Raw genomic sequence first — 25,032 nt, 5'->3', positions numbered from 1 at the left:
GGAATATGGGGATGATCGGTTTCGACGATGCGCGTTGAGACAGGTGAAGCGTGCCGAGGATGTAGAGGACACTCGTTAATACCCTCTGCACACCAATAAGTGCAAAATCTAAGCGCACTGACTTCGCACTCGCTGCCTAAGCGCGAGTACAGTCTGTCGGCCCGGGTTAGCCTTTGACCCGGTTCCCGGCATCAGTTTATAAAGGCCACTGCTTCGCTTCCCGGCCGTAGGGGAGTGAGGGACTTTTATACGGATAGGTTTGGCAGCAGACGCGTTTACCCAAGTGCTGAAGCCGAAAACACCGCCAGGTAGACTACGCACGTAGAAGCCCTGACGAGGCCGCATCGGACCGGGGTTCGATTCCCCGCATCTCCACTACCCGGACGCCCATTCTGATAGTCAGCCCAGTTCCAACTGGGTTTGTATCGGAGTGGGCGTTTTACGTGTTAAAACGGGTTTTCATCGGTTGGTTTGACAAGTTCTACAAGCCCGGTTTCGGTGAGTTCAAACCAGCGATGGATGGCGATATTGCGTAAGAAAGTCATATCGTGGCTCACCACGAGTAGGGCGCCGGGAAACTGGTTGAGCATCTCTTCAACCGCGCTCAGGCTGTCCAGATCCAGGCTGTTTGTGGGTTCGTCTAAAATGATTAGTTTTTTCTGCGGCTGGGCAAGAAGGATCTTGGCGAGAGCTATGCGGAAGCGTTCTCCGCCGGATAGAGTGCCTACCAGGTTTTCGGCATCACGGGCACTGAAGGATAGCCTGGCGAGCAGGGCGAATATTTCTTGCTTATCGTAGTGCTCAAATGAGCAGGTTAGCTCTTCCCAGACGGTTTTTTGCTGGTCTAGGTGGGAGGAGTTCTGCGCCAAGATGCCCACGGCATCGGGTGTATCACGGATGAGTTCTGCCCAGGCAGAGCCGTGTTTTTGCAGTGCAGGGTTGTGGATGCTGCGCAGGAGAGTCGATTTCCCCACCCCGTTGTCTCCTAGGAGGGCGACCCTGTCGTTGCCACCGAGGACCGTTGTCCACCCAGATTTGTTGACCAGGCGGATGATTTGCTGGGGCTGGGTGGCTGCGTCGTCGAGGAAACCGTGTAGACGGATATGCTGCGACTTTTCGACAGTTGCTGCAATGTCATGATGTTCTGCATCTGCTCTCCGTTTGCGTTCAAGAAGTTTGGCTCGATCCTTGCCAAGCGACGCCTCTGATCGACCTTTGAGCCCGTTCATGGACATCTTGGAGCCGCGTTTTTTCGATGCGGCGAGCCGGTTGTTGCCCCGTCGGGTTGCCTGCTTCTTTTCTAAATGTCGTACCGCCTGGTTGGCCTGTTTCACCTCTTGGGTGGCGGCTAGGAGACGCTGCTGGCTTTGAGCCTGGCGGACATCGCACATTCTTAGATAGTCGGCGTAAGTTCCTTCGATTGTTGTGAGGGATCCGTTGCGTAGCTCCCAGATTGTGTCAACATGCTGGAGAAGTTCACGGTCGTGCGTAGCGATGATCAGGGTGTGCGGGTAGTTGGTGAGTACGTCTGTTAGCAGTAGCCGGTGGGATAGGTCTAGGTTATTGGAGGGTTCGTCAAGTAAGGCGATTTTGGGCTTGAAAAGGTGCAGGTAGGCTAGACCGAGTGAGGCATATTCACCACCTGAGATGTCCGCTATAGGTTTTTCTAACGCTAGGGAGGGGAACCAGAGCGAACGGGTTTCTTCTATGCGGTCGTGAAGATCCCAGTTTCCTTCTAAGAAGGAGAAATCGCTTTCGGTTGGTTTGCCCTCTATCAGGTGGGCGTAGGCTCTAAGGTAGCGGTCGATCTTGAGAAATTGGGCCACTGTTCGGGGGTCGCCCGGGGTCTTGTCCTGCGCCATGTAGTAGGGGGTGGAACCGGTGACTATCTTGCCAGACGTGGGCTCTATGTCACCGGCAATTGTTTTGAGCAGTGTTGATTTTCCCGACCCGTTAGCCCCGATGAGACCAATTTTCTTGTTCTGGGCGGAGAAGGAGATACGGTCAAAGATACTGCGATCGGGGCTGTAGGAAAGGGCGACAGCGGCACCCTCTAGGTGAGATTGAGCGGTCAACGGGAACCTCCTGATGTGTGTGATTCTACCGGAAACTCGAACGGTTCCAGCCGTACAGCGGGTAGGACTCACATGATGCTGGGAGATATCTCTTCACCCTGTCGCCGACCGTCGGTTTGGCACGTAGAATGAGAGGGCCTCCGAGTACTAAAAAGGGTGTTACGGTGGGCGATATCTTCACCGGTGCAGTGGGCGTGACCTTCAGCGCTGTTATGTGGACTCTCGTATATACATTTATATACATTGGAGTTGTTGACGGCATATAGCTTTCGTAGTCGCCTACACCCTCTCAGAGTTATAAGATTGTACATACCGTCTATCCCAGTTGAGGAAACCATGAATCAGCATAGCCAGCAGACCCTTGCTCTTCCCGAATATGCGGTGCCTGAAAGCGCGAGCCGCGGTTGGGCCCAGCCACTAGCCGATGCCCGGGGCCGCGGATATTTTTATGGGGTTGGCTCGCTTGGTAGCGGGGTTGCCGCTATCGTTCTGGTTTTCCTGGCACTCGGTACCTACGGTCTCTCGCTGATCGCCGCACTCATTGCCGCGGCAATGGCCATCTACCTGGGAATCCGGGCCACCGCCAACGCCAAAAAACCTCACCCCACAGCCTTCTCCACCAAGGCCACCAGCATGGGCGCCTGGGGTATCGTGTGCGGGGTGCTAGCCCTTCTTTTGGATATTGCGGTTGTCGCTTTTCTCATCTACCTTCTAGCTTCGCTCGCATACTACTGGTAAAAAGAGAGGGCACACACCGAACGGGCATAGGTACAGGTTGGGTTGGCTAAGCCCGCTTATCGGTGCCCAGGTAAGTGAGCACCTGATCGTGTAGCAGGCCGTTACTTGCCAGCGCGTTACCGCCGTGAGGGCCGTCCTCACCGGCCAGAGATGTAAAACGCCCCCCGGCCTCCTGCACCAGGGGAACCAGGGCAGCCATATCGTGGAGATTCAGTACCGGCTCAGCTGCACAATCCACCGCACCCTCGGCAACCAGGCAGTAAGACCAAAAATCACCCAGAGCCCGGGTGCGCCACACACGGTCGGTCAGGTCCAGAAACCGCTCACGAAGCCCCATATCTCGCCAACCGGTCAGCGAAGAATAAGAAAAAGAAGAATCCTCAAGCTCACCGACCCGTGACACGGTAAGACGACTCGCCTTGTGCAGGGACTTCCCCGCATAGGCGCCACCACCGGCAACAGCCCACCAGCGGCGTTGCAGGGCAGGAGCAGACACCAGACCCATCACCGGGACACCGCGATCAAGCAGGGCAATCAGCGTGGCCCACACCGGGACACCGCGCACAAAATTCTTGGTACCGTCAATCGGGTCAAGCACCCACTGCCGCGGCGAAGACCCGGACTCACCAAACTCCTCACCCAACACAGAATCACGGGTACGAGCCCTCGCTAACTGCGCACGAATAAGCTGCTCCGCCTCCCGGTCAACGTCGGTCACCGGGCTCAAATCCGGTTTAGTCGCCACCGAAAAATCCCGGGACTGAAACCTCCCCAGGGTAAGCCTATCCACAGCGTCGGCAAGGATATGCGCTAAACGGAGGTCATCGGTGTAAGGGCTGGCTGCCATCATGAGATTCTTCCTACTTTCATACTGTGCCCAGATTCTTTTCTGTCTTTCCGGCCGCCTCAGCCACCCCCAGCAGTCTGCGCAGAGATTCAAGCCGTGCCGGCCCCTGCGCACCGGCCCGGCCCGAACGGACATAGGCGGCCATACCGCACTGCGCAGCCTGCACCGAATGTGAGCAGCCTTTAGGGCAGTCTGTCAAGCCCTCCACAAGATCGGTGAACGCGGCAACAATATTTTCACGGGGAACATGCGCAAGACCAAAAGAGCGTATGCCCGGGGTATCAATAATCCAGGTACCCGCCGGGGTGTTCTCGGGGTGCAGTGCAAGAGCCGACGAGGACGTGTGCCGCCCCCGCCCCGTCACCGCGTTAACATGCCCGGTATCACGGTGGGCTCCGGTGAGCGCGTTCACCAGGGTAGACTTACCCACTCCTGAATGCCCCAGCAGCACAGAAATTTCACCGCTCAGATGGGCCGATATTTTTTGGATAAGACCGGCCTCCAACTCACCACTATCGGAAGCGGCCGAACCGGCGTGAGCAGCACCGGAAAGCAAGATGGTGAGATCCGTCCGCTCATAATAATCCAGTAGCTCTTTCGGGTACGCCAAATCTGTTTTAGTGATGCACAAAAGCGGGGTGATACCGGCATCGAAAGCGGCAACGAGCGACCGGTCGATAAAACCGGTACGCGGCTGAGGGTGAGCGGCGGCAACCACAATGAACAGCTGGCTGGCGTTAGCGACCACCACCCGCTCGTGGGGGTCCGTGTCATCGGCACTGCGGCGAAGGAGACTGCTGCGCTCTTCAATCCGGACCAGCCGGGCTAGTGTGCCCTCCCTGCCACTGGTGTCACCCACCAAACCCACGGTGTCACCCACCACCACGGGTTGGCGACGCAGCTCTTTAGCCCGGACAGCAACCAGGGTCCTCTGCCGACTCGTGCCCTCATCCACCACGGCGGTGTACCGGCCACGGTCGACGGTGATTACCCTCCCCAGCACAGCCTGGGAATGGCTGGGGCGGTCTTTGGTGCGTGGACGGGATCCCTTCTTGTTGGGGCGAAGACGCACATCGGGCTCGTCCCAGTCTCTTCTCGGTTTAGGCATCGGTGAAGGCTCTCCCGGAAAACTGGGTAAGCATGGACTCCCACAAACCCGTGAAATTGGGGAGGGTCTTGGCGGTAGTGTCTACATCGCAGACCACCACGCCGGGGACCACCAGCCCAATAACTGCCGCCGCGGTAGCCATCCGGTGATCCCCGTAGGTCTCAAACGACCCACCGCGGGTGGCAGCGGAATAAATCTCAAGACCGTCTGCTGTCTCTGCCGCCCTGCCGCCCAGCCCGTTGATTTCGGCTGTCAAGGCAGCTAACCGGTTTGTCTCGTGTCCGCGTAAATGCGCGATACCCCGTAACCGGCTGGGAGTACGGGCCAGGGCACAGAGTGCGGCAACGGTGGGTGCTAGCTCACCGGCCTCGGCAAGGTCGATGTCGATACCGTCAAAACCTGCACGGGCACCACCGGTAGGGCCGGTCACCGTCAGGGCAGAGTCTGTTAGCCGCACACGGGCACCAAAGCGCGGAAGAATCTCAATCCAGTGGTTACCGCCCTGGGTGGTTTCTACCGGCCATCCCGGGATAGAGACGGTGGCTCCTAGCGCAACCGCCGCGGCAAGAAAGGGGCCAGCATTGGACAGATCGGGCTCAATACTGACCTCAAAACCCGGAAAACCGCCCGGCTCCACCCGCCACAGGTGGGAGGAGGGCGATGACACCCGAACCCCCACCGAACGCAGCACATCGCAGGTCATTTGCACGTGGGGCATGGAGGGAAGAGAATCTCCGCTATGGCGGAGGGTAAGCCCCTTTTCAAATCGACAGGCGGCAAGAAGCAGGGCAGAAACAAACTGCGAGGAGGAGGACGCGTCAAGGCTCAGCTCGTCAACGGTAACGCCACCGGAAGAGACAAGAGTAAAAGGCAGAGAACCGGAACCGCTCTTGAGCACCTCAACCCCCAGAGAACGCAGCGCCTCAAACATGGGCCCCATGGGGCGGTGACTGGCAGCGGGGTCACCCCTAAAAGTGGTACTACCCGGTAGCAGCGCAGCAACCGGGGGAATAAAGCGCATGACGGTACCGGCAAGACCAACGTCAACGCTGACACGGCCGCGACCACCACCCTTCGCATCGATAGGGGTAACCCTCATATCCGGACCAAAAAACGACCCGGTCTCTCTCGGTTCAAAACCGGCCCCTAAAGTCTCAAGGGCGCGCATCATCAGCACCGAATCACGCGAGTGCAGGGGGGCATGAAGAAGCGAGGGGGAATCGGCAAGAGCCGCCAGAAGTAGATAACGATTCGTCAGTGATTTTGAGCCGGGAACCCGAACCTGTGCAGACGCCCCCGCAGATACCTCCACCGTGGGAGCAAGCCAATCACCGACCGGGGTGGGTTGCCACTGTTGCTGCATCAAATCCTAGGTTACCTTCGTGTGCGGAATATAAACGTGCAATCCATTGTACGCAAAGCACCGGTGTCCCGGCCTCCGGGCGCGAGACACCGGCACAGTTACACCGGCCTTTACCGTAGGGGGCTGAGGCTTTAGCGGTGAAGAAGGTCCTCCGTCTTGGCCTGGACCTCGGCGGTCAGCTGAGAAGACTTTTTGGCTGCCTTCTCGGTTATCTTATTGGCCCGCCAGGCCAGCGAAGGGTTACCGTCGGTATCAACCGCGGTGATAGCGATAGCCCCCAGGAGAGACCCGTTGGACAGCGCTTCCCGACGACGGGCGGCCCTTCCTTCCTTGGTGGTGGCATCCGCTGCACGGTACTCGATATAGGCGTTTGTGATCCCAGCGCCGAGAAGTACAGCTGAGGAGAGGCGGGGCAGCTTACCCAGGGCAAACAGGCTCCCAGCAGCCACCTGAGTTCCGGCAAGAACCTGTCCCACCAGCTTCTCCTGACCCCGCAAAATACTCAGCTGTGGGGTGGAAGCGGCAATATTGACAGCCTTGGCAATATAAACCGTTGAATCGGGATCTTTGAGGCGCTTCAGCCCCGAAACAATAAAACTTGAGGCCAGCAGGGGGCGTGCTACTCGGCGAACCAGAGACATTTTTTCTCCTCAATTCCTACCGGCAAAAACCGGCACGGGGGTAGACGGCTAAAACCTTCTCTCTCATAGTAGACATGAGGGCAGCAAATAGGGTAATAAGTAGGCATCATTGTTCCGGCGTGTCTCACCCCCGCCAGAAAACGGGAATAGGTGGGGTGACAGCGGTGTTGACCAAGGCGATGAGTGAACCGAGTAGGGTGGAAGGTAACAGTAAAGTTTTATTGTCAGCAGCCAGATACAGAAAAGGGCACAATATGACCGCAACAGCGTCGACACGCGAGGTCGAAGGCTCCGGCGATCAATCAACGGTAGACCTCAGCACCGAAAGCGTCGCCGAGCGTAAAGCTCGATTCGAACGGGACGCCATGCAATACGTAGACCAGCTCTACGCGGCCGCACTGCGCATGACGAGAAACCAAGCCGATGCCGAAGACCTCGTCCAGGAAGCCTATACCAAAGCGTTCTCGGCCTTTCACCAGTATCGGCCCGGCACAAACCTCAAAGCCTGGCTCTACCGGATACTGACCAACACCTATATCAACATATACAGGAAACGACAGCGTGAACCCCAGCAGTCCCACACGGATACGGTCGAAGACTGGCAGCTAGCGCAGGCAAGCCTCCACGATTCCACAGGTCTGCAATCGGCTGAAACCGAGGCACTGAACCGGCTGCCCGATAATGACGTGCGGCAGGCTCTCCTCTCCATCCCCGAAGATTTTCGTATGGCGGTCTACTACTCCGACGTCGAAGGGTTCTCCTACAAAGAAATTTCAGAGATTATGAACACGCCCATAGGCACGGTGATGTCCCGGCTTCACAGGGGCAGAAAGCTACTGAGAGACAGGCTGGCTGACCACGCACGCGACATGGGAATAACACGTTCACACCAGAAGAAAGGGTAAACACATGACAGAAGTGATAGAAAAAAGCGATCCCTGCGCCGGAAAACTCAAGCGTATCTACGAGTACCTTGACGGTGCCCTTTCTTGCCAGGATCTCACCGAGCTTGACGAGCACCTTGCCCACTGCGAGCACTGCGCCAGCGAATATGACCTGGAACGCGTGATCCGGTCGGTGGTCAAACGCTCCTGCACCGAGCAGGCATCCGACGAACTGAAAGCAAAAATACGGCGACGGATCGATGACATCCGCGAAAACGAACACGCGGTCTAAATAGTATCGGGCCCCGCACCTGAACCTAGGTGCGGGGCCCGAAAAGTATTAAGATACCTTATGAGTTGGGGCGCTTACCGTGGTTTGCACCGTTCTTCCGACGGTCCTTACGCTTACGACCGCGCTTGCTCATGGGGCCTCCTTAGGGGTTTGAGAGCGTTCACGAAAAAAATGCTCGATACATATCTCAAGAAAAATTGAGACACCGCCGTCTATTCTGGCACAAACACCGCGGCTTTGCACCTATCCGGGCGGGGATTAGGCAGGTTCGGGAAGGTTGAGCCAGCTGTACCAGCCGCGGTGCAGCACCAGCCAGGCAATCAGACCGTAGCCCGACTGGCCCGGATTACCCTCGTTTGCCGCCAGATCTTTACGCCACTGTTCATGGTGCAAAAGCGGGTTAAACGTGTCAACATAAACGTGGTTGCGGCGGGTCACAACATCGGCGTAGGCCGCGTTGAGATCGGCAATGCGGCGGTTACGCTCGGTGTCAAGGGTGGGGGGAGGGCCCACCACCAAAACCTTCACACTGTTCTGTGAAGCGGTATCCACCATGTTGGCCAGGTTAAGGCGGCTGCGGGCACTGGAAATATCGAGGTCAACATCGAGGGTCGAGGGGGCAATCACCAGGCGGTTTTCTGTCTCCTGCCCAAACCTTCGACTGGCCTCATCAAACCAGCGGGAATTGAGAAGCTCGCTACCCTCTGCCGGTGCCGCCAAATTATAGGACGATATCTGGGCGGTCGTGCGGGGGGTACGGGCCATCACCCTACCAAACCAGCCCAGTGCGCGAGGGTCTCCCACACCGGCCAGGAGGTCGTCGCCCACCGCTACAAGTCTAATGTTTCGCTGATGCACAAGAATCTTTCTGAAGTTAAAACAAATAATTTTCTACTATCAAGAATAAACTTATCAATCTATTCTGTAACCCCGCAGCCCGGTGAAACCAAAAATTTAGAGAAAACTAACGAAACTTTGTACCTCCGCCGGTCTTGCCCGCATCGACAGACACGGGCAAGACCGGCGGCTAAAGCCCGTTTAGCGGTCGAACACCTCGGCAATAAGACTTTCCAGTTCGGCAGCGTGACGTCGGCCGGTGCCCACCGCCGGTGCTGCGGCGGCCGGGCGCGATGCCAACCGGAAATTTTGCCCCAGCTTGGGCAGCAGATGAACGGCCAGGAAAGGCCATTGGCCCTGATTGGCCGGCTCGTCCTGGGCCCACACAAAATCGGTGGCCCCGCTGTACTGCGCCAGCTGATTTTTAATATCGTCGATAGGCAGCGGATAGAGCTGTTCAAGCCGAATAATTGCCGTCTGCCGATCGCCGGTCTTAGCACGCTCGGCCTCAAGATCGTAATAGAGACGACCCGATACGAAGACCAGGCGGGTTACCTCCGCCGGATCGAGACGCCCGGTATCTTCAAGCAGGGGCCTAAAACTGCCCGAGGTGAAATCCTCAAGAGGTGAGGAAGCCGCCTTCAAACGAAGCAGCTGTTTGGGAGTGAAAACAACCAGCGGCTTGTGCGGGCGCGAATAGGCGTGTCGGCGCAACAGGTGGAAATACGAGGCCGGGGTGGAGGGCACCGCCACGGTCATATTGTTCTCCGCGCACAGCTGCAGGTAGCGTTCCTGCCGGGCCGAAGAATGGTCGGGCCCCTGCCCCTCAAAACCGTGGGGCAGTAACAGAACCAGGGAAGAGCGCTGGGCCCACTTCTGCTCGGCTGAAGAAATAAACTCGTCAACGACGGTTTGTGCACCGTTGGCGAAATCGCCAAACTGGGCCTCCCACACCACCAGCGAGTCGGGCCGTTCCACCGAGTAACCGTATTCGAACCCCATCGCACCGTACTCTGACAGCAGCGAGTTATAGATACTGAACTTGCCCTGATGGGGTGCCAGATGCTGAAGGGGGTTCCACTCGCTGTCACGAACACGGTCATGGAGCACGGTGTGTCGCTGCACAAAGGTGCCGCGCTGGACATCCTGGCCGGACATCCGCACATCGACCCCCTCCAGGAGCAGGGAACCAAAGGCGGCCAGCTCACCAAAACCCCAGTTGATATCGCCGCCGGTAGCCATCTTCTGCCGCTGCTCCATCAGCTTGGCAAGCTTCTTGTGGGGGGTAAAGCCCTTGGGGTAGCGCACAAAAGCATCACCGATCTGTTTGAGGGTCTCGGGGGAAACCGCGGTGGAGCCGGGCACGTTAACGGTGTCTTCACCCTGCTGGGCCAGAGGTCTCTCGATATTGGCCACCGCGGCAGCATCGGCGGTCACCAGCGGGGCCTTAGACTCCTGCGCCTCGTGGGTCTCTGTAAAGATGTGCTCAAGACGCTGCTGGTAATCTTTGAGAACCCTCTCGGCTTCTTCCTGGGTGATATCTCCGCGCCCCACCAGAGCCTCGGTGTACAGCTTACGGGTGGAACTGTGCTCGTCGATGAGCTCATACATTTGCGGTTGAGTCATGGACGGGTCATCCGCCTCATTGTGGCCGCGGCGGCGGTAACAGATCAGATCGATCAGCACGTCTTTATTGAACTTCTGCCGGTACTCAAAGGCGAGCCTGCCCGCGCGCACCACCGCCTCGGGGTCATCGGCGTTGACGTGAAAGACAGGGGCCTGAACCATACGAGCCAGGTCGGTGGCGTAGGTGGAGGAACGAGCATCGCCCGGGGAAGTGGTGAAACCAATCTGGTTATTGACCACCACGTGCACGGTGCCCCCTACCCGGTAGCCGCGAAGCTGCGACATCTGAAGAGTTTCCATGGCCACCCCCTGCCCGGCAAAGGCGGCATCGCCGTGTATCAGGATCGGCAGTACCGGGTAGTCGGTGTCCACACCGTGTTCAGCCAGCGTGTCCTGCTTGGCGCGCACAATACCTTCAAGCACAGTGTTTGCGGCCTCAAGGTGCGAGGGGTTAGCGGCAAGATAGACCTGGGTCTGGTTACCGTTATCGGAGGTGAAGACACCCTCGGTACCCAGGTGGTATTTAACGTCGCCGGACCCGCTGGTCAACCGCGGGTCCAGCTCACCGTCAAACTCGCGGAAAATCTGCGCATAGGATTTACCGGCGATATTGGCCAGAACATTGAGGCGGCCGCGGTGAGCCATGCCGATTCCCACACCGTTGAGGCCGCTGTCCGCCGACTCCGAAATAATGGAGTCAAGAAGCGGAATGAGCGACTCCCCGCCCTCAAGCGAGAAACGTTTCTGCCCCAGGTACTTGGTCTGCAAAAAGGTCTCAAAGGCCTCAGCGGCATTGAGCTTACCCAGCACCCGAAACTGATCCTCGCGGGTGGGTTTGGTGTAACCGTGCTCCAACCGATCCTGAAACCACTGACGCTCCCGAGGGTTTTCAATGTACATGTATTCCACGCCTAAAGTGCGGCAGTATGCCTCACGGAGCAGGGAAAGAATGGTTCGAAGAGACAGGAAGTCGGAGTCACCAAAGCCACCGGTCGGCCAGGACCGGTCCAAATCCCACAGGGTCAACCCGTAATTTTCAATGCGGAGATCGGGGTGTGAGAGCATCCGATATCCCAGGGGATTTGTCTGCGCAATCAGGTGCCCGCGCACCCTAAAAGCATGAATAAGCTGCTGGATACGGGCAACCTTAGAAATCTCGGTCTCCGGATCCACCTGGTTATCAACCGCCCAGCGTACCGGCTCAAACGGTATGCGAAGATCCTCAAAAATGCGGTCATAAAAACCGTCCCCACCGAGCAGATAGTGCTCAATCTGGCGCAAAAACTCACCGGACCCGGCCCCCTGAATAACACGGTGGTCATAGGTTGAGGTGAGCGTGATGATCTTCGAAACCCCCTGGCGGGCAATGGTCTTCTCGGAGGCGCCGCGGAACTCCGCCGGGTAGTTCAGTGCACCCACACCCACGATGCATGCCTGACCCTTGGAAAGCCGGGGGACAGAATGCACGGTACCGATACCACCGGGGTTGGTCAGCGAGATGGTGGTCCCCCGAAAATCTTCGACACCGAGCTTGCCGTCGCGGCCACGCTTGACAATATCGTCGTAGGCGGCCCAGAACTGCGAAAAACTGAGCTCTTCGGCCCCTTTAACATTGGGCACAACGAGGTTGCGTGAGCCGTCGGGGCGGGGCAGGTCAATAGCCAAACCAAAGTTGATGTGTGCCGGGTGAAGAGCAACCGGCTTTCCCCGATCGTTGGTCCCATAAATCACGTTCATGGAGGGGATCGCGGTCGCGGCACGGATCACCGCGTAGCCAATAATGTGGGTAAAAGAAATTTTTCCGCCGCGGGTGCGCCCCAGGTAGTCGTTGATGGCTAAGCGGTTATCGATGAGAACCTTGGCAGGTACCGCCCGCACGGTGGTGGCGGTGGGAACCTCAAGTGACTCCTCCATGGTGGTGACGACAGCCTTAGCTGGCCCGCGCAGAGGAACTTCTTTGTCTTCTGCGGACTGCTCTGTGGCGGATCTGTTCGACATGCTCATCTTGGTGTCCGCCGCCGCAGGGGAAGCGGTGGTCTCCTGAGCCGGTACGGGCCGAGCTGCGGGTGCGGGGTCCGGGGCGGGGGACGTCTTCGTCTCCTCTACTGCGGGGCTAGCCTGAGCTGCCGGCTCCGACGACTCCCTGTCTGCGGCCTCCATTTTTTCAAAGATGGGCCACCATTTCTGTTCCACAGAATCTTTGTTGTGCTGGTACTGCTCGAACAGCTCTTCTACGAGCCACTCATTGCCAGCGAACTCTTCGGGTATACGGTGTTCTGGCTGATTGGGCACAGTCTGTACGCCTCTTCCATAGTTGTACTGCGGTGCGTGTACGAGAGGACGGTGTAGACAAGCTGCGCTCTCACACACGGTCTGGTGCGGGGTGGGGGCCGAGTAAGCCTTTAGGCCTGATCTACCCTTACACTCTTCTGTTTAGTTTAGTAACCTTGTGCCGTTGGTTTCCAGCCCAACAACCACATGTTTGAGCTAAAAATAGGATTTGGTGAAGCTGTTAGCGGATGTAAGCGGGATAGGGTAGTCAGACGGTAAAGTGGCGGAGGCTCTTTGGTAGAATTTTCTGTCATGGAAGACCCATCTGACTGCCATCGAACTCTGTATCCCCAGTTGACCTACCCGGCCCGCCCATCCGCCCCCGTTGGTCCCGGATCTGTGGCGGTGACAGCCTAGCATGGAGTGGCTCTTACTGTGCGTCGGTATCCTACTCATTGCGGGCACCGGTTTTTTTGTCGCCGTTGAATTCTCGCTGGTTGCCCTAGACCGGGCGAGCGTGCAGGACGCAATTGATCGCGGCGATAGGGCGGGAATAAAGGTTCTGCAGTGCCTGACCTCGCTGTCTACCCAGCTCTCCAGCTGCCAGGTGGGAATTACCATCACCACCCTGCTCACCGGGTACACCCTCGACTACGCTATTCGCGATCTAACGGTGACAACCATCGCCGGCTGGGGGCTATCAGAGAACGTGGCGGGTATTCTCACCCTGATCCTGTCCATGGGGATCGCCACTTTTCTATCCATGATTATGGGCGAGCTCATTCCCAAAAACCTCGCCATCGCCGAACCCTACCGGGTGGCCAGGTTGCTGGCTCCCGCCCAGCTTATGTTTACCGCGGCTATGGGGCCGGTTATTCGCTTTATGAACGGCTCCGCCAACAGGATACTGCACCTGTTTGGTATGGAAGCCAAGGAAGAACTCTCGGGAGCCCGCTCTCCCGAAGAGCTCTCATCGATGGTGCGCCGCTCCGCTGAGCAGGGCACACTGGATTCTGACACCGCCCGGTTCGTTGACAAGACCCTCTCCTTTGCAGAACTGACCGCAGCAGATGTGATGACCCCGCGCCGGCAGGTGGTCATGCTCGAAGACACAGCCCCCGTTACCGACATCATCGAGGCGGCAAAAACAACCGGCTATTCGCGTTTTCCGCTCTACCGCGAAGACCAGGACAACGTGGTGGGCGCGGTACACATCAAAAAAGCGGTCAGTGTACCCGAAGAGGTGCGCGCCACTCTTGAGGCGGGCACACTGATGGAAGATATTATTCAGGTACCCGAAACCGTGCACCTTGACTCCCTCCTGATCCAGCTGCGTGAGGGCAACCTACAGCTTGCCATCGTGCTCGATGAATACGGTGGAACCGCCGGCATGACAACGCTTGAAGACCTGGTCGAAGAAATAGTGGGCGAGGTCTCCGACGAACACGAACTCGCCGGATTCGAGGAACGCCCGCTCATGCTGGGCTCCGGCGACTGGGTCTTCTCGGGAATGCTCCGCCCCGACGAGGTCAACGACTATATCGACGTGCTCGACATTGACGACGACCCCGCCTACGAAACCGTCGGCGGCTATATTATGGACCGCCTGGGACGAATTCCCGAAACCGGGGATACCCTCCCGGTGGGTAGCGGCACCCTGCGAGTCGAATCAATGGAGCACCGCAGGGTAGACCGGGTGCGCTACCTGCCAGATGAGGAGGACCGGAATATGCAGACACCGCGAGCGAGAGTGGGCTCATGAACGACTGGACAGCAATAGCGCTTCTTATCCTTCTCCTCGCCGGAAATGCCTTTTTTGTGGCCGGAGAATTTGCCATTATGTCCACCCGGCGCTCGCAGGTGGAGCCGCTTGCTGAAGCCGGCAACAGGAGGGCCAAGACTGCCCTCTACGCGATGGAGCATGTGTCCCTTATGCTTGCCACCTGCCAGCTGGGGATCACCGTGTGCTCTCTTTTGATTCTCAACGTGTCCGAACCGGCTCTACACCACCTGGTTGCCGGGCCCCTGGAGGGCCTGGGGGTGCCCCCGGTGGTCTCCGATGTCCTTGCTTTCCTGATCGCGCTGGTGGTGGTCACCTACCTACACGTCATTCTGGGTGAAATGGTGCCTAAAAATGTTACCGTTTCCCTGGTGGGTGAGGGCATTGTGCTGTGGGTTGCCCCGCCGCTGGTGTTTCTCTCGAGGGTGCTGCGGCCCATCGTTGCTTTTTTGAACCGTCTGGCAGATCGTGCCCTGATCCTCATGCGTATTGACCCCAAGTCTGAGGTTTCCTCTACCTTCACCCTGGACGAGCTGCAGAATGTGGTTGCGGAGTCACGGGCCGAGGGCACGGTTGCCGATGGCTCCGGGGTGATTTCCGGTGCCCTGGAATTCTCCGAAAAACGTGTTGAGGAAATCATGGTTCCCGGGGATAAGCTGGTGACGCTCGATTTCCCCTGCACCCCGCTTGACCTTGAGCAGGCGGTGGCCCGCACCGGTTTTTCGCGTTTTGTGGTGAAAGACAGCCAGGACGGCACCTACATGGGATACCTGCATATCAAAGATGCTCTGAGTTTTTCGGGAGAGAAGCTGCATCAGACCATACCCTGGAGTAAGCTACGGCAGATGTCGCTTGTGCACCCTGATACAGATATTGATGACGCTCTGGCGATTATGCAGCGTAACCGCGCCCATGTTTCACACGTGGTGGGGCCCGGGGGAGTGTCTGAGGGCGTGCTCTTTTTGGAGGATATTCTGGAGCAGCTGGTGGGTGAAATTAAAGACACCACGCAGCAGCATGTGCGGCGTAGAGAGGCGGCCAGCCGTTCCCAGGGTTAGAAGGGGGAGCGGTGCTAAATTGCGCGCAAAAATATTTACCTGTACTCTTATTGAGAATCGTTTTCATACATGTGACTGGAGTTTTCTTGTGAAAAAGGTTGCTCAGAGCCTGGCCATTCTTTCTATCGCTTCATTCGGATTGGTTGCCTGCGGCAGCGGTGGGGGCTCCGGAGAATCAGCGGGGGTCAAGGTGGTGGCAACCACCGATGTCTACGCAAATATCGTGCACAATATTGCCGGAGACACCGCAGAGGTAACCTCCATCATTAACTCCACCAGTCAAGACCCGCACTCCTACGAGGCGACATCAAGCGACAGGCTCACCGTTAAAGATGCCGACCTGGTAGTGCTCAACGGCGGCGGCTACGACCAATTTATGGAAGACCTGGCGGGCAATGATAACCGGGACCAAAAAATTGCGAACGCAGTGGAGGTATCCGGCCTCTTTAGCGCGGAAGAAATAACCGAAATGACCGAGGGCCACAGCCACGAAGACGGTGAAGAACACCACCACGATCACGGGTCGCTGAATGAACACGTCTGGTATAGCCTGGAGGCCATGAAAAACCTTGCCCGGCAGATAGCCGCAGATCTGGGCGAAATTTCACCCGAACACGCCGACCGGTACCGGGGCGCGGCCGATGAGTTTAGCGGAAAAATCGACACCCTTGTGGCTGAGGCCGCCACCGTTGAAGGCTCCGGAAAAAACTATCTTGCCACCGAACCGGTCCCCGACTATCTGCTTGAGAGCGCCGGTTTTGACAACGTTACCCCCTCAGATCTCACGTCGGCCGTGGAATCTGAATCGGATATCGCTCCGCTGACTTTACAGGAAGCCAAAGAATCTTTAGCCGACGGGCAGGTGGACTTCCTCGCCTACAACCAGCAGACCTCAACCGGTCAAACGGATGAAATCCTGCAGGCAGCCAAGGATAACGGTGTGGCTCACGCCTCTTTCACCGAGACCCTGCCCGAGGGAAAAAACTATATCGACTGGATGACAGACAATATCACCACTATTAAGAACGCGGTAGCCTAGCCTATGACAGACCTAGCAGGCAGTCTTCACCCCGCCGCCATCGCAATGAGTGGCGGCGGGCTTTCCTTCGGTAACAGAACCCTCTGGGATGACCTGGACCTGACCGTTGGTCAGGGGGAGTATTTTGCCGTACTCGGACCCAACGGCTCCGGTAAGTCAACCTTTCTCAAAGTTATTTTGGGGCTGACCTCGCTGAGCCGGGGAAAAGTGGAAGTCCTGGGTCGGCCCGCAAGCACGGGCAACCCCGAGGTGGGCTATATCCCGCAGCAGCGTGCACTCGGTTCCCGTACCCCCTTACGTGCCCGCGACCTGGTGGGGCTGGGGCTGGACGGACACCGCTGGGGTATCCGCTTAGGCGGCACACCAGCATACCGCCGCAGAATCGACGAACTGCTTGAGGCGGTGGGTGCCAGCGACTACGCCAAAGTCCCGGTCGGCCTGCTTTCCGGTGGTGAACAGCAGAGACTGCGCGTAGCCCAGGCCCTGGCAAATCGGCCCAAAATTCTGCTGGCCGACGAAGCCCTCCTGTCCCTGGACCTCAACCACCAGTACGCGGTTTCGGAGCTGATCCACCGCTATAACAGGGAACAGCGGGCCACCGTAATTTTTGTTACCCACGAAATCAACCCCATCATCGACCATGTCGATCGGGTGCTCTATCTAGCTAACGGGCGATTTACGGTGGGAAGCGTGGAAGAAGTGATGCGCTCTGATGTGCTGAGCGAACTCTACCAGGCACCGGTGACGGTGATTCGCACCGGCGGCCGCTACGTGGTGGTGGGTGGAGACTCCAAAGAATCCACCCAGCTGATCGGTGGGGACTACTCCACACCGCACTGCCACGAGGAAGTCCGCTCATGACTGCCGTGGCATCGGAGGATCTGTGGGGGAGAGTCTTCGTTTTTGACCGCTACGGTGAGCTGCTTGAGCTGCTGAGCCAGTCGATCTGGGCAGGTGCTCTTCTGGGGCTGATCGGCGGGTTTGCGGGGATCTTTGTGATGATGCGCGATCACGCCTTTGCGGTGCACGGTATAGCAGAAATGTCTTTTGCCGGTGCCGCCCTTTTTCTACTGCTGGGCTATGACGTGGTGACGGGGTCGCTGGTGGGCTCGATAGTTTCGGCCGTTCTGATAGGGCTTTTGGGTGCCCGCTATCGGGAGTCAAACTCGGTCATTGGTGCTCTAATGCCTTTTGGCCTGGGCCTGGGTATTCTTTTTCTTTCCCTCTATGAGGGTCGCTCGGCAAACAAATTTTCGCTCTTGACCGGCCAGATTGTATCTGTTGACGAATCGCAGCTGACCGAGATGATAGTTGGTGCTGTTGCGGTCATTGGGGCGCTTGTGGCGGTGTGGCGGCCGCTCACCTTTGCCTCGCTGGATCCGGTGGTTGCCCGCGCCAAGGGGGTACCGGTACGGACCCTTTCGCTGATCTTCATGGTGATACTGGGGATAGCGGTGGCTCTTTCGGTGCAGGTGGTGGGTTCCCTGCTGGTGCTCGCCCTGCTCATCACTCCGGCAGCTGCCGCCCTGGAGGTGACGGCATCACCGGTTAAAGCTCTGCTGTTATCTGTGCTTTTTGCCGAGCTTTCGATAGTGGGCGGTATCATGTTAGCGCTTGCCGGCTCCCTACCTATCAGCCCCTACGTGACCACCATTTCTTTTGGTATTTATCTGGTGTGTAAGCTCGTTGCGGTGGTCTCCCGCCGGTACAGCTCCTCGGGCCGATCCCTCTAGCGGGGCCCGGGGCCGTCTTGGTCATGCGCCTGCGCGTTCTTGCGCTGGCAGGCGGAGCAGATACCGGTCACCTCAATGATGTGGTCAATATCGGTGTACCCAAAGCGTGTACCGGTATCGCTTGCCCACTGTTCGAGGTCGGGAACCTCGAGTTCCTCGGCGGCACCGCAGGAGCGGCACAGCAGGTGGTGGTGGTGGACATCTACCAGGCATTTGCGGTAGATGGCCTCGCCTTCCCGGGTTCTCAGCACGTCCACCTCGCGGTGGTCGGCAAGAGATTGCAGGATACGGTAGGTGGTTGCCAGCGACACCGATTCGCCGCGGGAGACCATGAGCTGGTGAAGGTCCTGGGCTGAAATAAAATCTTCAAGAGAGTCGATGGTGGCTTTCACCGTGCGACGCTGTTTAGTGTTGCGAACCTCGGGTTTGGGGGTTTTCGGTTTGTGGGAAACTGCCTCTACCATGCGAAAAATCCTTTGGAAGGTGCCGAGTGTCGGTGTTTAAAAATACAGCATCAACCCTACACCAGTAACCGGGGCGGGGCACCCCCGTTTCACCGCCGGCTATACGGTGGACCGGCTCGGTATAACTGGCACGGAGGCTTAGCCTGGCACTAGAGTATGGGAGTATGAGACTCACTAAGTTTTCCCATTCCTGTATCCGCCTCGAGAACGAGGGTAAGACCCTGGTTTTTGACCCCGGCAATTTTTCGGAGGTCAACGAGGCCCTTGCCGGAGCCGACTACCTGTTTATTACCCACTCCCACCCCGACCACTATGATGCGGAGAAGGTCAATGCCCACATTGCTGAGCACCCCCGGCTGCGGGTGTATGCTCCGGCCCCGGTGGCCGAGCAGGTGCTAGAAGCCGTACCTACCGCCACGGTGGTGTCCACCACCGGTGGCGAAGAGTTCAGCCTCGATGGATTTGAGATAAGGACCTACGGGGGACAGCACGCGCTGATCCATCCGCTCATTCAGACCATCCCCAATGTTGCCTACCTGGTGAACGGTTCGCTTTATCACCCCGGTGACTCGCTGGTGGTTCCTCAGCGGCTACGGGTAGAGACCCTGCTGCTGCCTATCCATGCCCCCTGGAGCAAGGTCCAGGAGGTCATCGACTTTATGATCTCAACGGGTGCGCAGACAGCCTACCCCATCCACGATGCGATGATTTCTGACAACGGGCGCACCATCATTGAGGGGCTGGTGACCACCTTCGGCACAACCTACGGTACCGGTTACCGGCACCTGAGCCCCGGTGACACCGTGGATCTCTCACACGGAACAGAGGAAGGATAAATATGGCTACGCTTTTTACCAAGATAATAGAGGGAGAAATCCCCGGACGCTTTGTGTGGAAAGACAATCGGGCGGTAGCTTTTCTCACCATTGAGCCGATGGGGCCGGGTCACACGCTGGTGGTTCCCCGCCAGGAAATAGACCACTGGATCGATCTGCCGGCAGATCTGCGGTCCCACCTTTTTGAGGTTGCCCAGATTATCGGCAAGGCACAGTCGCGGGTGTTTGGGGGAAAGAAGATTGGCCTGATGATCGCCGGCTTGGAGGTGCCCCACACCCACCTGCACGTGTACCCGGTCAACGGATTGAAAGATTTTGGTCCCGATGCCGTTGACCGTGAAGCTGACCCCGCCGAGCTTGACTCCTGGGCTCGGCGGCTCGCAGAGGCCCTGCGTGCGGAGGGTCATGGGGGGTTTGTGCCAGCTTAGGATACCATCCTTCCCTGTAAAATACACTTGACATATATCGCGAAGGTTTCTATGCTGACCGTGAGATATGTATAGTAACTTTTACATAAGGAGCGTTGCTGTGGAGCCGTCGCGGGAGAGACGAGAACAAGCGGAAGCTCAGAAGAGCTATTGGGGAAAATCAAAGTTCTTTGGCCGGGGTCAAAGGGAGCTAGTGACAGTTTCTGTTGCGGGCGGGGTGCTGTCTGCCCTGGCAGTCTCTGGCTTAAATTTTGTACTAGGTAGCGGGCAACAGATGCCGGTGTGGCTGGTTTTACTCGCGGGCCTGCCCGTTTTTCCGGTGGGTTTTGCTCTTGTCTGGGCTCTTCTCGTTGACAGAGAGACAGTGAGGAATGCACCGCAAAACCCCGAACAATCGGTGGAGAACTACTGGCTACAAAAATCTGCTGAGACGTCTTTTTACATTATGCTACCGGTTCTGGGCGTGTCTTCTGCTGTGGTTACCTATGCCGGATGGGAGCTACCGGCAGGCTATCTTCTGGGGTGCGCAACCATACTCATGGGGGCAGTTTTTCTCGTGAGCTACCAGGTGTATAAAAGAAGGTAGAGAGCGAGTGGAGAATAAGCTAAAGCGGCTTCGCGCAAAAAACAATCTTTCACAGCAAAAACTGGCTGACTCCCTCGGGGTCACACGCCAGACAATTATTAGTATTGAAAAAGGAAGATACGACCCCTCATTATCCCTAGCCTTTGCCCTGGCACGAACCTTTAACACTTCTATAGAGGATATCTTTACCCCCGATACCACCCCCGCACAAAAAAACAATTTTTAATTTTTTGCTGCCTCCACAGCATGGGCTAGGGCCCGACGTATTCGCTTTTCAGAAACCGTGTGGGCGGTCCCCAAGTCCTGGGCGAAGAAAGACACCCGCAGCTCCTGGATCATCCACTCCAGAGCTTCAAGCTCGGGGGTTATCTGCTGGGATGAGAGGGATTTCAGTGCGCTGTCGTAGTCATCTTCGATTCCCTGCACAGTGAGCATGAGCTGGTTGTCCCGGTGCAGGTTGGGGCCCAGTTTTTCGATCCGCCGTATCATTGCCCGCAGGTAGCGGGGAATGTTGGTCAGCTGCGCATAGCCGGTTTTGGCCACGAAACCGGGGTAAACCAGGTGTTCAAGCTGCGATTTCATATCGCTCATGGCGTGGACAACCGCGAGGGAGGTACTCTTTTTGATGAGTTTCCGCACTTTTGCTGCCTCCCCCAAAATATCGGCAACAAGGGTGGCAATACCAAAAACCGTTTCAATCAGTTCGGAGCGCACCTCGGTGAAAAGCTGCTCATAGTCGGCACCTGTGACCGGTGCCTCCTGGGGTGTGAGCTTATCCAGTGCAGCCACCGTACAGTCTTCAATGAGAGCGTCAACAGAGCCGTGGGGGTTTTGCGTAAACACAATCTTTTCCCGATGAGACAGGTGGTCAGACACGTACCGGGTGGGGCTGGGCACCTGCAGCTGCAAGAGACGGATTACCCCGGCCCGCTGTGCCCGCCGGGCCTGCCCTTCACCGGCAAAAATCCGCACGCCCACGGTTTTCCCCTCATCAATGAGGGCCGGATAGCCCGTCACGGTCTGAGTAGCGATAACTCGCTCAATGCTGCGGGGAAGGTCTGGCCGGGGCCAGGCGGTTAGCCCGGAGCGTTCTGTGACCCCCTGAGACCCGAGAGGAGAACGATCGGCCTTACCTTCGCCCGCCCTCTGTTCCTCCCGATGATTAGCGGTAGCGGGGGAGCTTTGAGCCGATGAACCCGCCCCGGCTGCTATGCTGGCCATTCTGGCAAAAGCGCTATCGCTAGCACCCAGCGACGCCGCCAGGGCAGCGCGAATTTGCGGTTGAAGTTTGGCCTTGAGCTCATCCAGGTTCTTCGACTCACCCAGGATTCTATTGTGCCGATCACGCACCTGGAAGGTGAACCGTAGATGTCCGGGTACCCTGTCCCAGTCGAAAACCGCCGGATCCACCATTACCCCGCGCAGCCGCCGCAATACCAGCGCAAGAGAGCCGGTCAACGAGTCAGTCTCCGGCGAAAAATCTGTGTTGAGAACCTCAACCGCGGATCGAGCAAGATCGGGGGCGGGCACAAAATTCTTGCGCACCTGCTTGGGCATAGACCGGATCAGGGCGGTCACCAGCTCGATGCGGGCACCGGGAATCATCCAGTTAAAAGGCTCCTGCTCCAGCTGGTTGAGAAAAAGCACGGGCACCTGCACCGCAATGCCGTCGGTCTTCGACCCCGAACTGCGCACCCCGCCGACCGCAACGGTCGGCGCATACTCATAGCGCAGGTCAAGAGAAAGCTCACCACCGGAAGTCATCGCGGTCCACACCCGCGGGAATTCCTTTTCATCGTAGTCAACGGCTTCGTCATCGATCAGATTCTCCACCGTAAAATCGAGAAGGTGCTCGTTGCGCCGCCTCTCCTGTTTCCACCAGCGGTCAAAATGCCGCTCCGAGTAAATATTCTCGGGTAGTCGGGCGTCGTAGAAATCAAAGAGAGCCTGATCGGTGACCCTCAGGTCGCGGCGACGCAGCCGCGCCTCAAGCTCCTCCACCTCGGCCAGAGCCTGCCTATTGCGGGCAAAAAACCGGTGCCGGGTAGACCAGTCTCCCTCCACCAGGGCTGATCTAATAAACAGTGCGCGGGCGGCAGCAGGATCAACCCGCCAGTAAGGAACACGCCGGTCAGCAATCACCGGCACACCAAAAAGAGTCACCTTCTCACGGGCCATCACTGCTCCCCGGGAGGCAGACCAGTAGGGTTCAGAATACTGCCGCTTGACCAGGTGTGCTCCCAGCTCCTCCACCCACTCGGGTTCAATCTCAGCGTTCACCCGAGCCCACAGGCGTGAAGTCTCCACCAGCTCAGCAGAAACCAGCCAGTCAGGATTCTTCTTGAAAAGAGCAGAGCCGGGAAAAATCTGAAAACGACTACCTCGCGCACCCCGATATTCGTTACGGCTCCGCTCGTCTCTGAGACCAATCTGGGAGAGCAGCCCCGCCACAAGCGATTTATGGATATCCACCTCTTTGGCGGCGGCCTCGATACCTCTACCGCGGCTCACCCGAATATGGGCTGACTGCCCCATATCGACAAGCTGGGCAAACAAATCCTGCCACTCGCGGATCCGCAAAAAATTCAGATACTCACGATGGCACAGCTTACGAAACTTACTCGATGACAGCTGCGCCTGCTTCTCATTGATAAAATTCCACAGCAGCAGATAGCTCGAAAAATCAGACTTCTCATCGCGAAAACGAGCGTGCAAAGAATCAGCCTCGGCCCGGTGCTCGGTGGGCCGCTCCCGCGGATCCTGCACCGTTAGAGCCGCGGCCAGTACCATGAGCTCCTTAGCGCAACCGCGTCGGTGGGCCTCCACAATCATACGGCCCAGCCGCGGATCAACGGGCAGCGCGGCCATGGTCCTGCCCACCGCCGTTAGAGGAGACCGCTCACCATTGCCGCCCCTCCTGCCCCGTGACGACCGCCCGCGACCGGATGCCTCCCGGCCAACACCGCGAATCGCCCCCAGCTCCCGCAAAAGGTTGACACCGTCGTTAACGGCGCGGCTCTCGGGCGGCTGCACAAAGGGAAAATCAAAAATATCACCGGCCGATTTCACCACACCGATCGCCATCATCTGCAAAATAACCGCCGCCAGGTTGGTGCGCAAAATCTCGGGATCGGTAAACTCGGGGCGGGACTCAAAATCCTCTTGGGAGTAGAGGCGGATCGCGATACCGGGACTTACTCGCCCGCTCCTGCCCGAACGCTGGTTGGCGCTGGCCTGAGAAATACGCTCAATGGGCAACCTCTGCACCTTAGTGCGCGCCGAATACCTGGAGATACGGGCGGTACCGGTGTCAACCACATATTTGATACCCGGCACGGTGAGCGACGTCTCGGCAACATTGGTTGCCAACACAATCCGCGGGCGGGAACCGGGGCGAAAAACCTCCGTCTGCTCCTGCATGGAGAGCCGCCCAAACAGCGGTAGCACCTCGTAGCGAGGGAGGTGGCGACCGGTCCGCAGCATCTCCTCAATAGCCTCTTGGGCGTCACGAATCTCACGCTCACCCGAGAAGAAAATCAGAATATCACCCGGATCTTCCCGCGCCAACTCGGTGATTGCCGCCAGAATACCGTCGATGGGGTCCCGGTCCTCATCGGCCAGCCCGTCGCCTGTCTCGTCTTCGTCGTCTCCGCCGTCACCGGTTCTGGGGTCGCTCAGAGGACGGTAGCGGATCTCCACCGGGAAGGTGCGTCCCGATACCTCGATGATGGGCGGGGCGCCTGCGGGTAGAGCTGCCGAATCCCGGCTATCATCGCCTGCGGAGGGCTGGTTTTCATCGGCGGGTGCGGGGTCGGGGGAGAAGTGGCGGGCGAACCGCTGGGGATCAATGGTTGCTGAGGTGATAATAATCTTGAGGTCGGGCCTTTGGCCCATAATGCGTTTGAGGTAGCCCAGAATAAAGTCGATGTTAAGGCTGCGCTCGTGGGCCTCGTCGATAATAATCACCGAGTATTTTTGCAGCAGCGCATCGTGCGGGATCTCGGCGAGAAGGATGCCGTCGGTCATGAGCTTGATCGCCGAATCTTCGCCCACCTGGGAGGTGAATCGTACCTGGTATCCCACGGTTTCACCGACGTTTTGCCCCAGTTCTTCGGCAATACGCTCGGCAACCGAGCGGGCAGCTAGCCTCCGCGGCTGGGTATGCCCGATCATGCCGTGACGGGCAAGTCCCATGTCCAGGCATATTTTAGGTATCTGGGTGGTTTTACCGGAGCCGGTCTCACCGGCGATGATGGTGACCTGGTTTTCTCTAATGGCCGCCATAATCTCCTGGCGGTGATCGGTGACCGGCAGCTGGGCCGGGTAGGTGATTTTCACGGGGTTCTTAGACATATTGTTTCCAGTTTAGTGCAGAAGAAACCGTGTTGGCACGGGTGGGCAGAGGTGTAGGATATCGCGTGAGCGC

22 protein-coding genes and 1 other RNA gene are annotated in these 25,032 nt (G+C 57.8%); 13 read left to right on the top strand and 10 right to left on the bottom strand.

The features are described 5' to 3' along the window. Nucleotides 1-7: 7 nt before the first annotated feature. Nucleotides 8-378: a transfer-messenger RNA gene (gene ssrA, locus ACS1BR_RS02535) on the top strand. Between the two features lie 68 nt (nucleotides 379-446). On the opposite strand, the gene ACS1BR_RS02530 is transcribed toward ssrA, so the two are convergent. Continuing rightward, on the bottom strand, nucleotides 447-2,075 hold the full coding sequence (locus ACS1BR_RS02530) for an ABC-F family ATP-binding cassette domain-containing protein (protein ID WP_463559908.1): 1,629 nt from the start codon (nucleotides 2,073-2,075) through the stop codon (nucleotides 447-449). Nucleotides 2,076-2,411: 336 nt separating this feature from the next. Here ACS1BR_RS02530 and ACS1BR_RS02525 point away from each other — a divergent pair, with 336 nt between their 5' ends. Beyond that, nucleotides 2,412-2,813 (top strand): hypothetical protein, encoded by a 402-nt coding sequence (locus ACS1BR_RS02525; protein ID WP_463559907.1) that lies wholly within the window; start codon nucleotides 2,412-2,414, stop codon nucleotides 2,811-2,813. Between the two features lie 46 nt (nucleotides 2,814-2,859). Here ACS1BR_RS02525 and hisN read toward each other — a convergent pair whose 3' ends face one another. The 4 genes from hisN to ACS1BR_RS02505 all read right to left on the bottom strand — a co-directional run bounded on the left by hisN (nucleotide 2,860) and on the right by ACS1BR_RS02505 (nucleotide 6,772). Beyond that, nucleotides 2,860-3,663 (bottom strand): histidinol-phosphatase, encoded by an 804-nt coding sequence (gene hisN, locus ACS1BR_RS02520; protein WP_463559906.1) that lies wholly within the window; start codon nucleotides 3,661-3,663, stop codon nucleotides 2,860-2,862. Between the two features lie 16 nt (nucleotides 3,664-3,679). Then, complete coding sequence (gene rsgA / locus ACS1BR_RS02515; protein WP_463559905.1) at nucleotides 3,680-4,768, bottom strand: ribosome small subunit-dependent GTPase A; 1,089 nt, start codon at nucleotides 4,766-4,768, stop codon at nucleotides 3,680-3,682. Then, entirely contained in the window at nucleotides 4,761-6,131 is a 1,371-nt protein-coding gene (gene aroA, locus ACS1BR_RS02510) for a 3-phosphoshikimate 1-carboxyvinyltransferase (RefSeq protein WP_463560311.1), read from the bottom strand. Before aroA ends, rsgA begins: the two co-directional genes overlap by 8 nt. A gap of 131 nt (nucleotides 6,132-6,262) precedes the next feature. After that, nucleotides 6,263-6,772 carry a DoxX family protein gene (locus ACS1BR_RS02505; protein WP_463559904.1) on the bottom strand — a complete coding sequence of 170 codons (510 nt, stop codon included), beginning with the start codon at nucleotides 6,770-6,772 and terminating at the stop codon, nucleotides 6,263-6,265. A 254-nt stretch (nucleotides 6,773-7,026) separates the two neighbouring features. On the opposite strand from ACS1BR_RS02505, the gene ACS1BR_RS02500 reads away from it, so the two are divergent. Both ACS1BR_RS02500 and rsrA read left to right on the top strand, forming a co-directional pair. Beyond that, a complete protein-coding gene (locus ACS1BR_RS02500) occupies nucleotides 7,027-7,677 on the top strand; it encodes a sigma-70 family RNA polymerase sigma factor (protein WP_463559903.1) in 651 nt (216 codons plus the stop codon). A gap of 4 nt (nucleotides 7,678-7,681) precedes the next feature. Further along, complete coding sequence (gene rsrA, locus ACS1BR_RS02495) at nucleotides 7,682-7,948, top strand: mycothiol system anti-sigma-R factor (RefSeq protein ID WP_463559902.1); 267 nt, start codon at nucleotides 7,682-7,684, stop codon at nucleotides 7,946-7,948. A 58-nt stretch (nucleotides 7,949-8,006) separates the two neighbouring features. Here rsrA and ACS1BR_RS02490 read toward each other — a convergent pair whose 3' ends face one another. The 3 genes from ACS1BR_RS02490 to ACS1BR_RS02480 all read right to left on the bottom strand — a co-directional run bounded on the left by ACS1BR_RS02490 (nucleotide 8,007) and on the right by ACS1BR_RS02480 (nucleotide 12,703). Continuing rightward, a complete protein-coding gene (locus ACS1BR_RS02490; protein WP_369796768.1) occupies nucleotides 8,007-8,081 on the bottom strand; it encodes a 50S ribosomal protein bL37 in 75 nt (24 codons plus the stop codon). A 125-nt stretch (nucleotides 8,082-8,206) separates the two neighbouring features. Then, nucleotides 8,207-8,806, bottom strand: a complete 600-nt coding sequence (locus ACS1BR_RS02485; protein WP_463559901.1) for a GDSL-type esterase/lipase family protein — start codon at nucleotides 8,804-8,806, stop codon at nucleotides 8,207-8,209. Between the two features lie 180 nt (nucleotides 8,807-8,986). Continuing rightward, the gene (locus tag ACS1BR_RS02480) at nucleotides 8,987-12,703 is read right to left on the bottom strand and encodes a multifunctional oxoglutarate decarboxylase/oxoglutarate dehydrogenase thiamine pyrophosphate-binding subunit/dihydrolipoyllysine-residue succinyltransferase subunit (RefSeq protein WP_463559900.1); all 3,717 of its coding nucleotides are present in this window, start codon (nucleotides 12,701-12,703) and stop codon (nucleotides 8,987-8,989) included. A 397-nt stretch (nucleotides 12,704-13,100) separates the two neighbouring features. On the opposite strand from ACS1BR_RS02480, the gene ACS1BR_RS02475 reads away from it, so the two are divergent. The 5 genes from ACS1BR_RS02475 (at nucleotide 13,101) to ACS1BR_RS02455 (ending at nucleotide 18,292) form a co-directional block, all read left to right on the top strand. Further along, nucleotides 13,101-14,444 (top strand): hemolysin family protein, encoded by a 1,344-nt coding sequence (locus tag ACS1BR_RS02475; RefSeq protein WP_463559899.1) that lies wholly within the window; start codon nucleotides 13,101-13,103, stop codon nucleotides 14,442-14,444. Beyond that, complete coding sequence (locus ACS1BR_RS02470; RefSeq protein ID WP_463559898.1) at nucleotides 14,441-15,520, top strand: hemolysin family protein; 1,080 nt, start codon at nucleotides 14,441-14,443, stop codon at nucleotides 15,518-15,520. Before ACS1BR_RS02475 ends, ACS1BR_RS02470 begins: the two co-directional genes overlap by 4 nt. 88 nt (nucleotides 15,521-15,608) lie before the next feature. Continuing rightward, nucleotides 15,609-16,559 carry a metal ABC transporter solute-binding protein, Zn/Mn family gene (locus ACS1BR_RS02465; protein ID WP_463559897.1) on the top strand — a complete coding sequence of 317 codons (951 nt, stop codon included), beginning with the start codon at nucleotides 15,609-15,611 and terminating at the stop codon, nucleotides 16,557-16,559. Between the two features lie 3 nt (nucleotides 16,560-16,562). Beyond that, nucleotides 16,563-17,420: a metal ABC transporter ATP-binding protein gene (locus tag ACS1BR_RS02460; protein WP_463559896.1), complete on the top strand. Its 858-nt coding sequence runs from the start codon at nucleotides 16,563-16,565 to the stop codon at nucleotides 17,418-17,420. Then, complete coding sequence (locus ACS1BR_RS02455) at nucleotides 17,417-18,292, top strand: metal ABC transporter permease (RefSeq protein ID WP_463559895.1); 876 nt, start codon at nucleotides 17,417-17,419, stop codon at nucleotides 18,290-18,292. Before ACS1BR_RS02460 ends, ACS1BR_RS02455 begins: the two co-directional genes overlap by 4 nt. On the opposite strand, the gene ACS1BR_RS02450 is transcribed toward ACS1BR_RS02455, so the two are convergent. Beyond that, on the bottom strand, nucleotides 18,289-18,756 hold the full coding sequence (locus ACS1BR_RS02450; RefSeq protein ID WP_463559894.1) for a Fur family transcriptional regulator: 468 nt from the start codon (nucleotides 18,754-18,756) through the stop codon (nucleotides 18,289-18,291). The two genes, ACS1BR_RS02455 and ACS1BR_RS02450, sit on opposite strands and share 4 nt — an antisense overlap. Before the next feature lie 164 nt (nucleotides 18,757-18,920). On the opposite strand from ACS1BR_RS02450, the gene ACS1BR_RS02445 reads away from it, so the two are divergent. From ACS1BR_RS02445 to ACS1BR_RS02430, 4 genes are all read left to right on the top strand, one after another. Further along, on the top strand, nucleotides 18,921-19,592 hold the full coding sequence (locus ACS1BR_RS02445; RefSeq protein ID WP_463559893.1) for an MBL fold metallo-hydrolase: 672 nt from the start codon (nucleotides 18,921-18,923) through the stop codon (nucleotides 19,590-19,592). 2 nt (nucleotides 19,593-19,594) lie between these two features. Further along, the gene (locus ACS1BR_RS02440; protein WP_463559892.1) at nucleotides 19,595-20,020 is read left to right on the top strand and encodes an HIT family protein; all 426 of its coding nucleotides are present in this window, start codon (nucleotides 19,595-19,597) and stop codon (nucleotides 20,018-20,020) included. Between the two features lie 193 nt (nucleotides 20,021-20,213). Next, entirely contained in the window at nucleotides 20,214-20,606 is a 393-nt protein-coding gene (locus ACS1BR_RS02435; RefSeq protein WP_463559891.1) for a hypothetical protein, read from the top strand. A gap of 7 nt (nucleotides 20,607-20,613) precedes the next feature. Beyond that, a complete protein-coding gene (locus ACS1BR_RS02430) occupies nucleotides 20,614-20,832 on the top strand; it encodes a helix-turn-helix transcriptional regulator (protein ID WP_463559890.1) in 219 nt (72 codons plus the stop codon). Here the strand turns inward: ACS1BR_RS02430 and hrpA are convergent. Further along, entirely contained in the window at nucleotides 20,829-24,959 is a 4,131-nt protein-coding gene (gene hrpA / locus ACS1BR_RS02425; RefSeq protein ID WP_463559889.1) for an ATP-dependent RNA helicase HrpA, read from the bottom strand. The two genes, ACS1BR_RS02430 and hrpA, sit on opposite strands and share 4 nt — an antisense overlap. Nucleotides 24,960-25,032 lie beyond the last annotated feature (73 nt).

This window comes from Rothia sp. 18CD1-1 (genome assembly GCF_055285355.1).
Note: the sequence above shows the minus strand (reverse complement) of the source record. Positions and strands in the feature narration are given on the sequence as shown.

Coding starts and splice junctions, on each gene's coding strand:
- ACS1BR_RS02505 (WP_463559904.1), bottom strand. CDS start 6,772: ATGTCTCTGGTTCGCCGAGTAGCACGCCCCCTGCTGGCCTCAAGTTTT.
- ACS1BR_RS02445 (WP_463559893.1), top strand. CDS start 18,921: ATGAGACTCACTAAGTTTTCCCATTCCTGTATCCGCCTCGAGAACGAG.
- ACS1BR_RS02455 (WP_463559895.1), top strand. CDS start 17,417: ATGACTGCCGTGGCATCGGAGGATCTGTGGGGGAGAGTCTTCGTTTTT.
- ACS1BR_RS02500 (WP_463559903.1), top strand. CDS start 7,027: ATGACCGCAACAGCGTCGACACGCGAGGTCGAAGGCTCCGGCGATCAA.
- ACS1BR_RS02475 (WP_463559899.1), top strand. CDS start 13,101: ATGGAGTGGCTCTTACTGTGCGTCGGTATCCTACTCATTGCGGGCACC.
- aroA (WP_463560311.1), bottom strand. CDS start 6,131: ATGCAGCAACAGTGGCAACCCACCCCGGTCGGTGATTGGCTTGCTCCC.
- rsrA (WP_463559902.1), top strand. CDS start 7,682: ATGACAGAAGTGATAGAAAAAAGCGATCCCTGCGCCGGAAAACTCAAG.
- rsgA (WP_463559905.1), bottom strand. CDS start 4,768: ATGCCTAAACCGAGAAGAGACTGGGACGAGCCCGATGTGCGTCTTCGC.
- hrpA (WP_463559889.1), bottom strand. CDS start 24,959: ATGTCTAAGAACCCCGTGAAAATCACCTACCCGGCCCAGCTGCCGGTC.
- ACS1BR_RS02450 (WP_463559894.1), bottom strand. CDS start 18,756: ATGGTAGAGGCAGTTTCCCACAAACCGAAAACCCCCAAACCCGAGGTT.
- ACS1BR_RS02525 (WP_463559907.1), top strand. CDS start 2,412: ATGAATCAGCATAGCCAGCAGACCCTTGCTCTTCCCGAATATGCGGTG.
- ACS1BR_RS02440 (WP_463559892.1), top strand. CDS start 19,595: ATGGCTACGCTTTTTACCAAGATAATAGAGGGAGAAATCCCCGGACGC.
- ACS1BR_RS02460 (WP_463559896.1), top strand. CDS start 16,563: ATGACAGACCTAGCAGGCAGTCTTCACCCCGCCGCCATCGCAATGAGT.
- ACS1BR_RS02470 (WP_463559898.1), top strand. CDS start 14,441: ATGAACGACTGGACAGCAATAGCGCTTCTTATCCTTCTCCTCGCCGGA.
- hisN (WP_463559906.1), bottom strand. CDS start 3,663: ATGATGGCAGCCAGCCCTTACACCGATGACCTCCGTTTAGCGCATATC.